The organism is Methanobrevibacter sp., assembly GCF_017410345.1.
GTDB lineage: Archaea > Methanobacteriota > Methanobacteria > Methanobacteriales > Methanobacteriaceae > Methanobrevibacter.
On the sequence record NZ_JAFQQZ010000062.1, the window covers coordinates 1 to 15,069 of the forward strand.

Sequence of the window (15,069 nt, forward strand, 5' to 3'; positions counted from 1 at the left end):
AAATTTATAAAAATTAAAAATTAAAAAAATATTTTTCATTAAAATATCAGATTAAGAAATCATGCGACTTCAATTTCAATGTTTCTTGCTTCCTCTTTTCTAAGACAAACGGAATATCCTTTCACCTTGATTTGTATAGGATCCCCGAGTGGTGCAACCTTTTCCACTTCTACGTCTGCACCCTTGACAAAGCCCATACCGAGCAAGTGTCTTTTCAATTCCAAGTCTCCTCCAGAACCATATGAAACTAAAGTGCCGGATTCTCCAGATTTAAGTTCATTCAATCTTTTTATCATTTTCAAAACCTCTCAAGAAATTTATTAAATAAATATTATGTCTGATAATTGCAGAAAACCCATATTAATAAAATATCATTGGAACATAGCGGTCTATAATTAGGCATCTGCCAATAAAGTAGGAAATTTAGGTATGCCTAAATCTAGCTTGGACGAAATCTCAATATTTAAAGGCTTTTGTAGTTTAATTAAATTTTTTAAATTCTGTTTTAAAAATGGGGATATTTTTAAAATAAATTGTGTTGATTTTTAAAAATATTTGGATTGTTAATTAAAATGAAAATAAAGGATTTGCCAAATAGATTATTTTAGGCATACCTAAAACCTAATACTATTTTTGTTTTCATAATATATAAAGTTTAGGTTTACCTAATTGTATCTATAAAAATTTTAGAAAAAACCGTTGGAAAAATCGATTCCCAAGGAAAACGCTTTAAAAAGAGAAATAAGGAATCAAAATAAAAATAAGAAATATCTTTTAGTTATACATAATAATATATAATTAGTATTAATACATATATTTAGGTAAACCTAAACATTTAAATAAAACGGAAATGAAATATAATAAACAGAGTCTGAATAGCAAAAGATTTGCTATTGGATTGAAAATTAAAAATGGTGATATTATGGCACAAAGAGAAATTATTGATAAAATGATCGAGCATAAGCATGCATTGCTTTTTGTTGGAGGAATAGCTACTGCAATTGTAGGCAAGAAAATATTGGAATCACAAACAACCAAAGACTATGCCGCTAAAGGAATGGCAAAGGTATTGACCTGCAAAAGCGAACTAGAAGAGTCCATTCAAGACATCAAAGACAATGCTGAAGACATTCACACAGATGCAAAAGCAGCAAAAAAGGAAAGCGTATGTGTTGACATAACTGATGATGAAGAATAAGTTGTCAAAAATAATTATTAGTAAAAATAATCAGTGGTAAGAATAATTAAGGAAAATTAAAAATTATATATTTTTTTAATAGACATTAGGCAAATCTAATAAAAGAATCTAATTTTTAATTGCAATATATTATGAATCAGAGCCATGATTTACGATATAGTTTACGATAAGGGCACTCGATTGAGAGTGCGTGCAGGTAAAGATGCATTTACCAAAAAGGAAACTTATGGCTTGAGCGAAACCTTGCTTGAATACGACTTCATTGATGCTGTGAACATCTCACACAGAAACGGAAGCATATTAATCTATTATAATGATGCAGACAGAAAAGAGGAAATTCTTCATATATTGGATAAGATATCCCAAAAGGATCTTTATGAAGGAAAGGCGAGCGATGAAATAAGTCTAAGTGAAATATCAAACGACTTTTTCACAAGGCTGTCAAAGCATGTGTTGAAAAGATATCTCTTTAAGATCATTCTGCCCATTCCATTTAGAAAGATTAGAATGTTTTATCGAGCATCCCACTACCTATACCATGGTTTGGATAGCTTGACAAGCTTTCGCACTGATGTTGCACTTCTTGACGGAACAGCGATAGCTGCATCATTGCTGACCCGCAATTACAAATCCGTCGGTTCCATGATGTTCCTCCTATCCATCTCAGACATGCTGGAAGACTATACCATGCAAAAGACCAAAAGCACAATGAAAAGCAGCTTGGCATTAAACATAGATAGCGTATGGCTGGTTGAAGAGGATGATGAGGGCAATGAGATTGAAAGGCAATTCCCATTATCTGAAATCAAGAAGGAGGATAAGATAAGAATCAGAACCGGAGCAATAATCCCAATTGATGGAGTGATTGCCGATGGGGATGCGATGATCAATGAGGCTTCCATGACTGGAGAATCCTTGGCAGTTCATAAAAGCACAGGCAAAGCTGTACACGCAGGAACTGTTGTGGAAGAGGGATCAATCATAATTGAAGTCCGCAGCGTCAACGATGAAACCAGACTGAATAAGATCATTGACATGATTGAAGACTCTGAAGAGCTGAAGGCAAGCATTCAAAGCAAGGCGGAAAGATTGGCAGATTCCATTGTACCTTACAGTCTGCTGACAACCGCATTGACCTACCTGCTTACAGGAAACACCACAAAGGCATTGGCTGTATTGATGGTGGACTTCTCATGTGCAATCAAGCTGACCACTCCTATTTCAGTCATCACTGCAATGAAGGAAGCATCTGACAACAGGATGATGGTTAAAGGCGGAAAACACTTGGAAGCATATGCAAATGCAGATACAATAGTCTTTGACAAGACCGGAACCCTGACCAATGCCCACCCGGTACTGGAAAAGGTCATTCCATGCGGAAAATACGATAGGGATGAAGTCTTGAGAATCTCTGCATGCATTGAAGAGCACTTTGCACATAGTGTGGCAACAGCCATTGTAAAGCAGGCCGAAAAGGAAGGGTTGCATCATGAGGAAGACCATAGTGAAGTCGAATACATCGTTGCACATGGAATCTCAACCACCTATGACGGCAAAAGGGCAATCATCGGAAGCAGGCACTTCGTAGAAGAGGATGAAGGAATAAGGTTCACCAAGAAGCAGCAGAAGCTCATAGAAGAAAACATCAAGGAGTATTCTGTAATCTATCTTGCAATCGGCAAGAAGCTTCAGGGAATCCTTTGCATTTCAGACCCTGTAAGGGACGAAGCCTATGATGTTATCAACCAGCTTAAAGAGCTAGGCATTAGCAATGTGGTCATGCTGACTGGTGACAGTGAAAACGCCGCAAACAAGATAGCCAATGACTTAGGCATTACAAGGTACAAGTCACAGGTCCTTCCGGAAGACAAGGCCAGCATAATCCAAGAGCTGAAAGATGAAGGCCATCAAGTGATAATGGTTGGCGATGGAATCAACGATTCCCCTGCATTGTCCGCCGCAGATGTTTCAGTGGCAATGAGAAACTCATCAGACATTGCAAGGGAGGTTGCAGACATCTCACTTCTTTCAGATGACTTGCATGACCTGGTAACACTTAGAAAGCTGTCCACTGGAATGCTTGACAAGATAAACACCAATTATAGGCACATTGTCATGTTCAATGGATCATTAATAGGTCTTGGATTGCTAGGAGCAATACCTCCTACTACAACTTCCTTGCTTCATAACCTATCCACTATGCTGTTTGGTCTAAGAAGCACCAAATCAGTATTAGGGGATGAAGAGGCATTCGCAATCAATGCTGAGGCAAGCCACAGCACTGATGCATTAATTGGTGAAGCCGGAAAATAAGTTTTCAAAAAAGTTTTTAGAATTTTATTAATTTAAAAAATTAATTGTTTAAAAAAAATTGTTTAACTAAAATTATTTAAAAAATTGTTTAAATTATAAGCTGAATTATAAAAATTCGGTTTATAATTCTTTTTTTATTTTCATTTATAGATGATATTGACATTATTCAAATTCCTGATCCTATCAAAATTGCCATTCAAATAGTAAATCAGTATCTTCAATGTTTTCTCTATGCCACTCTTCTGACGCATATACAAATTATTGGAATTGGCCTTGATTAAATTGGCACTTACATCAGAACTTGTGCTAATAATCATATCATCGTCCACAATGGCGATACCACCGTTACCGATTCCTGCTGTTGTACCTATCCCTATAGATGTATTTGCTATTTTTTTAGCGGCTTCTGCCATCAGGATGGACATTTCAATGTCCCCAATGTCATCATAGACCTTGATTCCCTTAATCAATTCCAAAGGTTCGACTGGATTGTCAATCTGCAGAATGGACCTGACTGCATCCAAGGTAGGTATGAACAATCCGCAGGTCACACTTAGATCCCTTAAATCAAAAATGGAACACTTGTCATCTAAGATTGCATCCTTTATGCAGTCCTTCTGAGCCTCATTCACCAGATTTGAATATTTGGATGAGAAATTATCCTCATAATCCTGGGCAAGAGCATGTATCTCTCTAGCCAATATCCCGTGGGTAAAGCATTCAGCAGTAGCAATAGTAATCATTTTTAAAACCTTCAGAATAATAATCCAAGAATTAACCTTGTTTTAAATCGAAATTAATCATATTTTAATCATTTTAAATTATTCATTATTCTTTTCAATCAATAGCTTCAAAGCCTCTCTTGTAATGATATTGGCAATGTCATCCAAAACATAAGGGGTTATTGGAATTGCATCACGAATGAATGTGTTTGTAGTTACAATCATATGATTTTCTATGATTCCCTCTTTTCTTAGCTCTTCAACGGCAGGATTGGAATCATCAAATTCTGAAATGTCTTTCACTATGATTTCCTCATCTCCAATGCCAAAGATTCCTGCAGTTCCTATTGTTTTAGATCCGTTTTCATGTGCCTTCCTGATAATGTTTGCAGCTGTAGGTATTGTGTTTCCTCCAGCTATCTCAATGACAACAACATCCCCTTGTATCAGATTCAAATTGTCTTCACCAATATCTTCTGTGATTGAGACAACTTCCCTGAAATCACTTGGATGAGTGGAAATCTCCTTTAGAAAATCAGCTTTGTAAGTTCCCACTTCAGCGCCTTTCAATAGAAATATTATGTCTGATTCTGATATCTTCTGTCCGTCAATGACTGTTATCTTGGCAGGGCCTCCCCTATGAATTTGAATGAGGTTAATCCCTGTTCTTAATCCTAATCTTCCAAAGCCCACTAAATCAATACTTCCCTTGGGAACTAAATTGTTTTCCATTTCCTGAATCATTTTACCATCCTACAAATTAAAAATCGGCAGAGATATATTTCCAAGGAACACCAGTGTCTATCATTTCCACAGGAACATCAATCTCCTTATTGTTTTTCAGCATCTGTGTAAATGCAAACAATCCTGGAAGCTCAATGATATGATGGGAAACATCAATCAGGGTAACTCCCAGCTTTTTGGCCAGAATTGCATTAGAATGATTCAAGTCACCTGAGACAAATGCATCTACAGACCTGTCCTTGGCCAACTTAATAAAGTCCCTATTGCTTAAGCCGAAACCTGAAACAATGGCTATCTTCCTCATCATCTTATCAAAATCGCCATCATGAACCAACCTTACATTCTCAGGACCAAACTTATAGCAGATCAACGCTAAAAACTGGTCCAATGTTTTTGTTGAGGAGCAGATTCTGCCAATTCCAGTTTGCTTGTGGAAAATTGAAATTGGCTTTAGACCCAAATAATAAGCCAGGGCATCATTGGAACCTCCACTCATAATATCCCAATTGGAATGAACAACATATGTAGGTGTTTTTGGCATGAATAACGGAGGGTGATGGGAAATGACCAAGTCTCCAGTATTGAATTTCAAGTCATCATTAGGAAACAGATCCATTAGAATCTTAATATTTTTAATATCCAAATTGTCAAAAGTCTTTCCAAAATATCCTATTTTGTCATTTTCCAGTGCATATCTGCGAGGCACCATTTCATCTATAATATTAAAAATATCATTTGCAAACATATTTCCACCTAATAAGATAAAATCACTTTTATAAAACTTCCGCCTTAAACTAAATTGATTTATATAAAAACTACCACCTAATCAAGATTTCCGAATGAATCTCATCAATAAAGTCTTTAATGAGATCATCACAATCAAAAGGCAAGATTGTTGAAACCTTAATGACTGGAGATTCGATTAATCTGAAGAATCTGTCCAAATCCTTTTCCTTAAAGATGATTTCCTCATAGAATGTCATTTCACTTGAGCAATAAAGAACACCTTCCCTTGCCAATATCTCATTCATGGACTGCCTTAAGACATCTATCGCCAATGTCATGGTCCCTGATGTCTTTGTATCCAATCCTTTTGTTTTAAGGACATACTTATTATAGGAATTGACTAGACTAGCCCTATTGTAGATGTTGTTCTTAACATTTAGCAAAGGGTCATTGTCTTCAGCTATCGGGTCTTCAATAATGAAAACCTTTGTATAAATGGCTTCGGATTGGCTTTCATTAAGTCCTCCCAAGCCAGTGGTGTCAATTACAACATCAGCATTCTTTATCAAATCCAAATCGGAAGAGAATCTGATATTCCTAAAAGATTCTAAGATATCATTGCCCTTTTCATCCCCCTTTTCAATAAGGGGATTTCCCAATTTTGAACCTATGAATCTTTCAAGATGAGGATAGATATCAACAATAGTGATATCATTGTAATCATTATATGATAAGTATTTTGCAATGGTTATTCCTGTAAAATAAGTTCCGACAATCACTATGGAACTTTCCTTATTGATTATTTCCTTTTTCACTAAATCACTGAATAAATCCAATACAGCATTTGCCTTCTTCTCTAAAATCAAATTAAAGATATCTATTAATCGAATATTTGACTTTACTGTAAAGACCTCTGAACTTATTCCAGTATCATAATCCTGAATATTCATTTTATCATCAAAGAAATTTTAAATAAAACTTGAAAATTCATTTAATCATCAAATAAATCCTAAGATAAAAATTAACCCATACCATTAAATCTATTCAATCTCTTTAAATCCTACCTTTTTCAAAGCCTCTAAAGTTTCCTTATAAACTGTCTTCTCCAATGGCTGATGATGGATGACATGGGAAGGGGAAGTCGCTGCAGTCAGTATTCTTGACTTGCTGTCCATAAAAACCAGAAAGGAACCGGAGCCTGGAATTCCCAAACGCCCTCTTGCAATGACAAGATCTGCATCTGACTGATCCACTGCAATCATGGCTTTTGCAATGGCAGGCATGCGGCTGAAATCAGCGTAATTGGTATTCACATGCAAATATTCTGCAGATGGAATGCCAAATCTATTAAGGACTTCGTTAATAACCTCCACTTTAATGCCATTCTTATTGGGAACTACAATCTTTGCATTGCGAATATAATCCTGAATAGCTTCAATCTCTTCAATGGTGTCTCCTTTACGAGTGCCTTCATAAGATTGGAGAGACGCATTCCTAATACTTTCTTCAAATGCCATTTTATCACGAATATAACTTAAACATTAAAAAAACAAATCAATTTTGTATTTGAATAGACAAAGAATTCAATGACTTAAGCGTGAAGCTGAACTTCAAGGCCTAAATTCTCAACCACTGAAATGACTTCATGCAAATTGCCGTAGTCAGGATTTCCAACTCCCTTTACAATCAAAGGATAATCCTCTGGAATGACAGTTGCCAAATTGTTGGCTCCTGCAAGCAAAGGAAGCTCAACATTCTCAGGACCTATGGTCGGTGTCGGAACGGTAATCCTAATACGAGAATACATGATCCTTGTAATGGCAATGGTCTTCAATTGCTCTTCAATTGAACAAGGAGGATGATTTTCCATTGGAGTGTCAACATAAGGATTGAATCCCATGATAGGAATTTCCTCCAAGGTGTCAAAAGTGCCTAGGAAGATCAGATGGTCAACCCTGTCTTCATAGGACTCCCCAAGACCAATCAATAGTCCGGAAGACAATCCTATTCCCGCATCAGATACCATTTGGCAAATGTTTATACGATCGGATAATCTTTCACCAGGCTTTACGAAATTGAAAAGCTCTTCATTGGTTGTTTCCAAATTGCAGCAAACGGTATCTGCATTGCATTTCTTCAATTCATCAACAGCCTCCTGGGTCAGGTCAGCACCGACATTGACCAATATCTCAAGGTTTGTCTCACCTTTTACAATCCTTGCTGCATTGACTGCCTGCTTGCCCTTATAGCCGTGTCCGCCGGAACAGCTGATTCTAGGAATGCCTGATCTTTCAACGCAGAATGCCGCTTCACGTATCTCTTCATCAGATTTATAGAATGCATCGTAATATCCGATGGATGAGGTTTTAGCGGCAAATCCGCAGTATTTGCATCTTGGTTGAACTTGACATTTATTTGTAAGATGGATTGTAGAGGTCAATTTGATCACATCGGAACATTCATTACGGATGTCACAAGCAATCTGGCATAATTTCCTTAGATTTTCCTCATCATCTATTTCAAATAATTGAATTAATTCATTTTTAGTTAATTTTTCTCTATTTTTAGCTTTCTCTAAGATAGATTCTATCAAGTTAACACCTTAACTAGTTTATAAAATAATTAATTAATGATAATTAGATTAATATTTTACAAATTTCTTCAATAAGCTTTACAAAATATTAATCTGATTACATTAAACAGAATTTTAAGAGTATTATCTGATTAGTTAAACAGAATAATAAAAATAATAAAAACTTATGAATAATTATAATAGAACTATCTTATCTCTTAATAAAAATATTAAAAATTTAATTAATGTTATTACTGTTTTTAAACATTCCAAAAACAATATAACAATAAATAAATAATAATATCAATAAATATTAATTCATTAGATGATATGTTATTATAATTCTTCATGAGCTTTTGTGAATTAAAATAATAACTTATTGTTTAATAGTGACTAAAGAATTAAATTAATAGCATTAACCCCAAAATTCACAAAAAAGATTAATGTCTATTAAATTTAATTTCTTTAGTTTTGGTAGCTAAAATTTCTCAAAGAGCAATTTCAACCATTATAACTAATAAAGTTATAACACTTATTTTAATCTTTTTTTAAGACCAAACAATATATTCAGATCTTTTTTTAACCCAAATTACTTATTTAGATCTTTTTTCTAAAGATTCTAAGATAGTAGGTACAATTTCAGATAATGGACCGAAGTTCATGGAGTCAGCGGTACCTAATAATGCACCAGGGTTTAATGCTTCATCCATTTTGTCAATACCTTCATCTGCCATCAATTTGGTTACGTTGGTTAATGCTTCGTTAGCCATCATTTGAGCGAATCCTGCTGGTGCACCTAAGATTTGAGTTACAGTGTCTCTGTAGGATAAAAGACCAGCATAGGTAATTGCAGTTACTGCGGAACACATATCACATACAGGACCTACCATGTTTGCAGGTAAGGTGAATGCGGATCCTCTTGCTTTAGCACCTAAATCTTTTAAAGTGTCGATAGCTGCTTGGTCAGCGAAACCTTCTGCAATGTAAACTTGACCTTTCATTTCAGGTACTGCACCTGGGTGGTAGGAAGCTACGTTTACGTTTTTGCCTAAGTCTTCGAAGATTTGGTTTAATCCGGGAGTTGGGATAGTACATGCGTGGGTTACAATTGCACCATCTTTAATTACATCAGCGAATTTTTCGATGATTGCAGGTTGCATACCTCCTTCTGGTAACCAGGTCATGATCCAGTCTGCGTCAGCTACTGCTTCACGGTCGTCGGTAGTACATTTCATTCCTAAATCTTCTGGGTGAGTAAAGTGAATAGCACCGTTAGCTGGTTTAGGTACGGTTTCTGCTAATTCTCCTACTTTTGCTCTGATTGCTGGCATTACTTCTTCAGGGTTTCCAGCTTTGTGTGCAGCAATTACTTCTGCATAATCAAAGTCTTCCACTACAGTAAATTCGCCGTCAAATACAGGGTCAGCTACAACAACTTCATCTACACCTGCTAATTCTAAAAGTTCAGCACCCATTTCAATGGTAGAGTGGGTCATTGAGATGTTTTCTTTTCCGGTAATGTCTGCTACTTCACAAGCTCTAGAGAAATTTGTAATTCCACTAGCTGCGTGAGTTCTGTAACAGCCAGCACCTAAAATTGCTACTTTCATTTTTAAATATCTCCTTTATATTTTACCACTTTGTTAGAAATTTTATTTTATTAATCGCATCACCAATTCTATAAATGGGGCCAAACTTTGATTTGGATTTAGGGAAAATATATGAGGTCATGATTTAGAATTAATTTTAAAACATGACGATAATTCTTTAAAAGTTTTAAAAACCCCATTAAAGTACTCCAATTACTTATAAAACTTTGAGTCAAATCATTAAGTTAATTAAGTAGTAATACTTAAACGAATTTTATAAGAATTTAGTAATACTAATTAACAAAGTAGTAATAATAAATATATTGTAATACATATTTAAAATTATTTATTACTCTTTGAGTCATATGAAACTAAAAGTAATACTCAAGAAAATTTTATCAAAAAAGGCCTAAAAAATAACAAAATTTTTATATTATAGAAAAATTAAATAGAAAAGTAGAATTAGTAATAAATTTTTATAAAAAAGTATTACTTTTTTATGGATTTTTTAAAATATAGTAATAATTAGACTAATTTACAATAATTCATTTAAGAAAATACTTTAAAAAGACTCGAAGTTGAGGGAAAAAATGTATGAACTTATTAAGGAATCAATAAATAGTGATGAAAGTGCTTTGGAATTGGCAAAGGCTGAAAAGGATGTGACATCTGTTGTTGATGCAATTTCAGACTTAAGTTTTGAAGAGACCATGAAACTTGGAACCCGTTTCAAGAAGTTCCCAATAGGATGTGACCTGACTGAAGTGGTTGTTGGAACCTGCGCTTCAGACTTGGAAAAGATGGAGCTCTTCGGCAACTGTATGCTTGCCAATATGATTGGAGCTCCTATACACATTTGCGCATACGCATTCTCAGACATTGGAGAGAAATACGGTCAAAGAGGAGTCGAAATAATGGAAGAGGTCTACAACATTACAGATGTTCCATTGGACCTTGACCACTTTGGAAAATATGGTGCAATGAGATTCCCTAAACATATCGTGGGATGTGGCGGAGACTGCTACAATCAAGGCCCAAGCTTTACTGAATGCCCAAGAGGAAGAATCCATGAAAGATTGATCGATAAGGAAAAGGCTGAAGAGATGGACAAGGAAACCTGGGTGCGGCTATCATCTTCAGTTGCAATCAACTTAAGCAGCGAACAGTGCAATGATGGACATGCGGCACCTCTTGAAGAAGCTGAAGACCTGGCAGACCTTGCTAAAAAATATGGAAAAGGACTCGAAGCAATCATGTTTGTAGGTGACGGATACGATGAACTTATCATTGGATTCGAAAAGGCCATTGAAATGGGTGTGGACGTTTTTGTGATTGAAGGAGGCCCATTCAACAGATGTGAAAACACAAATGAAAGCTTTGCAAAGGCAATAGCAATGAGCAGAATCCTATGTCCAGGTAAAGTCGTTGCCACCAATGGAGCCTATGAAAGCGAATGCAGGGCAGGGCTTAGGACCGGATTGAATGTGATAATCACCGGTTTTCCTAAAAACCACCACGGATACATGTGCGGTTTCGAGCCCGGAACTGCAAGAAGAGGCAAGTTTGGCCTTCCAAGAGTAATCAAAATCATGAACGAGGAAATACAAGCTGGTCCGACAAGAGTTCCTGTTCAAAGGGAAGAACTCCTAGCATTGACCCATGCGGTGAAACTTGCAGGTCCTGAGAACATCTATCCGAAGACAATCGGTTCATTTGCAATTGGAGATGCACATTGGGCAACAATACAAAACTCCAAGATGTATAAGGAAATGCATCTTCCAAAGACTTTAGAGGAAATTTCAGAGAGCATCAATGGAAACTCCGTTTCATTGCACGGAGGCAGATTCGTTTCATGGCTTGTTGCAAAAGAGTTAGATAAGAAGGGAATCGATGAAATCATTATCACTGACAGCAACCCTTGGGTGGAACAAGTCAGCGTTGACAATCTTCAAGAGGAATTGAACGCAACAATCATCAGAGGCCATGCAGATGATAAGGGTGCTGGAAAGATAGCTAAGGAGTCTATTGTAACCACTACAATTCCTCAAATACATAATGCCATCAAGTCCAAGATTCCTCATGCAGTGAATATAATCTAATTGAAATTCGAAAGAAGAACTTATAAAAAAATGGAGTTAAATGAAAAAAATCTTTAGTGATAATACTAAAAAATCAAAAAATAAATAAAAAGTAATACTTTTTTACAAAAAAGTAATAAAGTTTTTATATGAAAAATTATAAAATAAAATATGTGTTTAAAGAGAGCTATTTTTTAAACTTATCGCTCAAATTAAAAAAAAATAATGCTCTTTAAACCAATAAGAACAATGTGTCACCTAAAATAAAACATTGTTCTTATCTTATATTTATCAAATATTCTTAATTTATAAATCAAACCAAGCCAAAACCAATTTTCTTCCTCCTTATCACTTTATTTTAAAAATTTAAGCCATTTACTTTTTTTAATTTATTTTTATTATTTTCCTATTTTTACTATTTCTTCTATTTCTTCAGTAATTTCACATTAGACTTTAGGCTCCAATTTCTTTATTGCAAACCCTAAAAATACAATTATCATTGGAAAAAATACAGAATAAAGAACCAATATCAAATCACCAGGAACCAAATCGCCAATCACTACAGAGGCCGCAAGGAGCATTGTCAAAATAATGACCGGCGCCAAAATAGCTAAAAATGTATAGATCATAATGAATGCATTCAGCTTTTCACTATACTCCTTCAATTTCATTCTGATGTCAAAGTTTACATCATCTGCAATTATGCTTAAGGAGTTGGAAAGGTTTGAACCAATCCTCAGGCTTGTTAGAATTTCATAAATAACTCGAGATAATGCCTTTGAATCAACCCTCCTTTCCAGATTCAGGAATGCTGTTTCTGTGCTTTCCCCGTACTTGATTTCTTCAAGAAGTCTCGAGAACTCTAAAGACAATACACCATAATCTGAGATTGCAACGGAATCCAATGAATCAAATAGGCTTTTGCCAGACCTAAGTTCAGTGGCCAATTGCCTTAGTGCATAAGGAAGTTCCTTGGAGAATGAAGAGTAATCCTTTTCCTTTTTTATCTTCGGATAATAGAATACTGCAATGGTCATCAATAGAAATGTTATGAGAATGGCCAATCCCAATTCCAATGATATGAAATAGCTGATTAAAGCAACAATCATTGTTAAAATAGAAAACATCACTACAATAATTCTAGAGATCTTATTATAGATATTGGATTCATTTACCTCAATGTAACTGTTATTTAGCAATAGATTGATTATTCTTTCTTTAATACTCAGATTATCATTCAATTCATTGCCATCATAACTTTCATTTTTCAAGCTAGTGAAGATATTCTGGGATTTGGTGTTGGAATTGGATTCATTTGAAGAATAATCATGAGAATACCTATTTTCCAATTCTTCAAATATGCTATCATTTTTCAAGAAATTGTTTATCTTAAAGATCTCTTTGCTATTAAAATTGATTTCATTCTTAGAATCACTTTCATTATATGAATCAATTTCATTTTCCAAATTACTTTTATCATTAAATCGGTTCATAAATGAAATAATGAAATCAATAAATCTTATGAAAAGATTGATCAATAAATCACTGAATTGAATAAAAAATTCCTCTAAAATAATAATCACCATGCTCTAAAAAATAAGGTTAAAAATAGGAATAAAATTTCCTATCAAAATATAAAAAATATGATTAATTAAAATAAAAATATCATAAAAACCATCAATTTAATTAACTGTCAATTTTATTTAATACGTAGCCCTGATTAAGATAATAATTTTCAAGAATCTGACTTATATCTTCTTGTGAAGAAATATTATTTTTGACCAAAAAGTTCAAAACACTTTGTCTCTTTTTCCATTCTTCATTCAATTTAGAAATATGAACCCCTTTTAGATTTGCCATCTCTTCCAAGGTTTTACTCATGATTGTCAGGTTTCTGAATTCATCATTTTCACTATCCCACTCAAACAGCTTGCTCAATTGAATGGTTCCTTCCTCCATCCCTACAACTTCAGCGATTTCTGTAATTCTTCTGTAGGAAATTCCATCTGACCTGTAGATTCTCTTTTCCATTATTATGAAATCTATTGAGGAAATCATTATCTTTGGGACATTCATAGGGGCATTTGTAAGTCTTGTGATGGTTTCCCTGGAATTGTTTGCATGCAATGTTCCAAATCCTGAGTGACCTGTATTAAGTGCTGTGAATAATGTGATGGCTTCCTTTCCTCTAACCTCACCAACTATTATCCTGTCAGGCCTTTGCCTGAGGGAGTTCTTTACCAAGTCCTCAATAGTTATTTCACCTTGATTTTCAATATTCACTGTTCTTGCTTCCATCCTTAGAATATGCTTGTGTGGAATTTGAAGCTCTAATGTGTCTTCAATGGTAATTATTCGCTCCTTTGGATTTATGAATATTGAAAGTGCATTCAGCAATGTTGTCTTTCCTGAGCTTGTTCCTCCGGATACAATAATATTTGCAGGCTTTACCCCCAATCCATCAACACAGAGCCATAGGAATGATGCCATTTCAGTGTTCAATGTGTTGTATCGGATTAGATCAACAATGGTTAAAGGATCCTTCTTGAATTTTCTAATGGTTATTGTAGGCCCGTTTGCAGACAATGGAGGAATGGTTGCGTTTACCCTTGAGCCATTTGCAAGCCTTGCATCCAAAATGGGAGATTGCTGGTCTATTCGCCTATTGGTTTCACGGGCGATTGAATCGATTATGTTTGTTATCTGCCATTCATTCTCAAAGAACAGATCCGTTTCCATCATACCATACTTTCTGTGATAGACAAAAACCGGCTTGTTTACTCCAATAACCATTATTTCCTCTAAATTATCATCATCAATCAATGAACTTATCTCACCATAGCCAATAAGCTCCTTCATCATGTTTCTAGCCAAATTCTCCTTATAATCATAATCAAACCTGTTTTGAAGCCTATTCTCCAAAAAGCGAATAATGTCCTTCAATATCAATTCCTCATTGAATGAAGACATCTTCTCATTGATAGCCAGATCTATCAGATTTTCCCTCAGCTCTTCCAGAATGAGCTTTTCCTCATCTGAAAAATTGAATTTCAATACATTGTATTTTGGAATTAAATCATTATCATTAGAAATAAAATCAGTTTCCATCAAATCACCAAATCATGTT

13 protein-coding genes are annotated in these 15,069 nt (G+C 34.9%); 3 read left to right on the forward strand and 10 right to left on the reverse strand.

The genetic code is table 11. The features are described 5' to 3' along the window. Nucleotides 1–59: 59 nt before the first annotated feature. Nucleotides 60–296 (reverse strand): FeoA family protein, encoded by a 237-nt coding sequence (locus tag IJE13_RS08515; RefSeq protein ID WP_292779426.1) that lies wholly within the window; start codon nucleotides 294–296, stop codon nucleotides 60–62. Between the two features lie 626 nt (nucleotides 297–922). Here IJE13_RS08515 and IJE13_RS08520 point away from each other — a divergent pair. Continuing rightward, nucleotides 923–1,198, forward strand: coding sequence for a DUF6110 family protein (locus IJE13_RS08520; RefSeq protein ID WP_292779428.1), 276 nt, complete (start codon nucleotides 923–925; stop codon nucleotides 1,196–1,198). Nucleotides 1,199–1,342: 144 nt separating this feature from the next. Beyond that, complete coding sequence (locus IJE13_RS08525; RefSeq protein WP_292779431.1) at nucleotides 1,343–3,511, forward strand: heavy metal translocating P-type ATPase; 2,169 nt, start codon at nucleotides 1,343–1,345, stop codon at nucleotides 3,509–3,511. Between the two features lie 140 nt (nucleotides 3,512–3,651). Here IJE13_RS08525 and IJE13_RS08530 read toward each other — a convergent pair whose 3' ends face one another. The 7 genes from IJE13_RS08530 to hmd form a co-directional block, all read right to left on the reverse strand. Continuing rightward, on the reverse strand, nucleotides 3,652–4,254 hold the full coding sequence (locus IJE13_RS08530) for a UPF0254 family protein (RefSeq protein WP_292779433.1): 603 nt from the start codon (nucleotides 4,252–4,254) through the stop codon (nucleotides 3,652–3,654). 78 nt (nucleotides 4,255–4,332) lie between these two features. Then, a complete protein-coding gene (locus IJE13_RS08535) occupies nucleotides 4,333–4,977 on the reverse strand; it encodes a ThiF family adenylyltransferase (RefSeq protein ID WP_292779436.1) in 645 nt (214 codons plus the stop codon). A 16-nt stretch (nucleotides 4,978–4,993) separates the two neighbouring features. Further along, nucleotides 4,994–5,722, reverse strand: a complete 729-nt coding sequence (locus tag IJE13_RS08540) for a Nif3-like dinuclear metal center hexameric protein (protein WP_292779439.1) — start codon at nucleotides 5,720–5,722, stop codon at nucleotides 4,994–4,996. A 70-nt stretch (nucleotides 5,723–5,792) separates the two neighbouring features. Then, entirely contained in the window at nucleotides 5,793–6,653 is an 861-nt protein-coding gene (locus IJE13_RS08545; protein WP_292779441.1) for an SAM-dependent methyltransferase HcgC family protein, read from the reverse strand. A 90-nt stretch (nucleotides 6,654–6,743) separates the two neighbouring features. Beyond that, complete coding sequence (locus tag IJE13_RS08550) at nucleotides 6,744–7,220, reverse strand: DUF3236 domain-containing protein (protein WP_292779443.1); 477 nt, start codon at nucleotides 7,218–7,220, stop codon at nucleotides 6,744–6,746. A gap of 74 nt (nucleotides 7,221–7,294) precedes the next feature. Next, entirely contained in the window at nucleotides 7,295–8,296 is a 1,002-nt protein-coding gene (gene hmdB / locus IJE13_RS08555; protein ID WP_292779445.1) for a 5,10-methenyltetrahydromethanopterin hydrogenase cofactor biosynthesis protein HmdB, read from the reverse strand. A gap of 572 nt (nucleotides 8,297–8,868) precedes the next feature. Then, entirely contained in the window at nucleotides 8,869–9,885 is a 1,017-nt protein-coding gene (gene hmd / locus IJE13_RS08560) for a 5,10-methenyltetrahydromethanopterin hydrogenase (RefSeq protein ID WP_292779447.1), read from the reverse strand. Between the two features lie 569 nt (nucleotides 9,886–10,454). On the opposite strand from hmd, the gene hmdC reads away from it, so the two are divergent. Further along, nucleotides 10,455–11,963 carry a 5,10-methenyltetrahydromethanopterin hydrogenase cofactor biosynthesis protein HmdC gene (gene hmdC, locus IJE13_RS08565; protein ID WP_292779448.1) on the forward strand — a complete coding sequence of 503 codons (1,509 nt, stop codon included), beginning with the start codon at nucleotides 10,455–10,457 and terminating at the stop codon, nucleotides 11,961–11,963. Between the two features lie 425 nt (nucleotides 11,964–12,388). Here the strand turns inward: hmdC and IJE13_RS08570 are convergent, their stop codons facing one another. Both IJE13_RS08570 and IJE13_RS08575 read right to left on the reverse strand, forming a co-directional pair. Then, nucleotides 12,389–13,408, reverse strand: coding sequence for a type II secretion system F family protein (locus IJE13_RS08570; protein ID WP_292779449.1), 1,020 nt, complete (start codon nucleotides 13,406–13,408; stop codon nucleotides 12,389–12,391). 220 nt (nucleotides 13,409–13,628) lie between these two features. Next, nucleotides 13,629–15,050 carry a CpaF family protein gene (locus tag IJE13_RS08575; RefSeq protein WP_292779451.1) on the reverse strand — a complete coding sequence of 474 codons (1,422 nt, stop codon included), beginning with the start codon at nucleotides 15,048–15,050 and terminating at the stop codon, nucleotides 13,629–13,631. Between the last annotated feature and the right edge of the window lie 19 nt (nucleotides 15,051–15,069).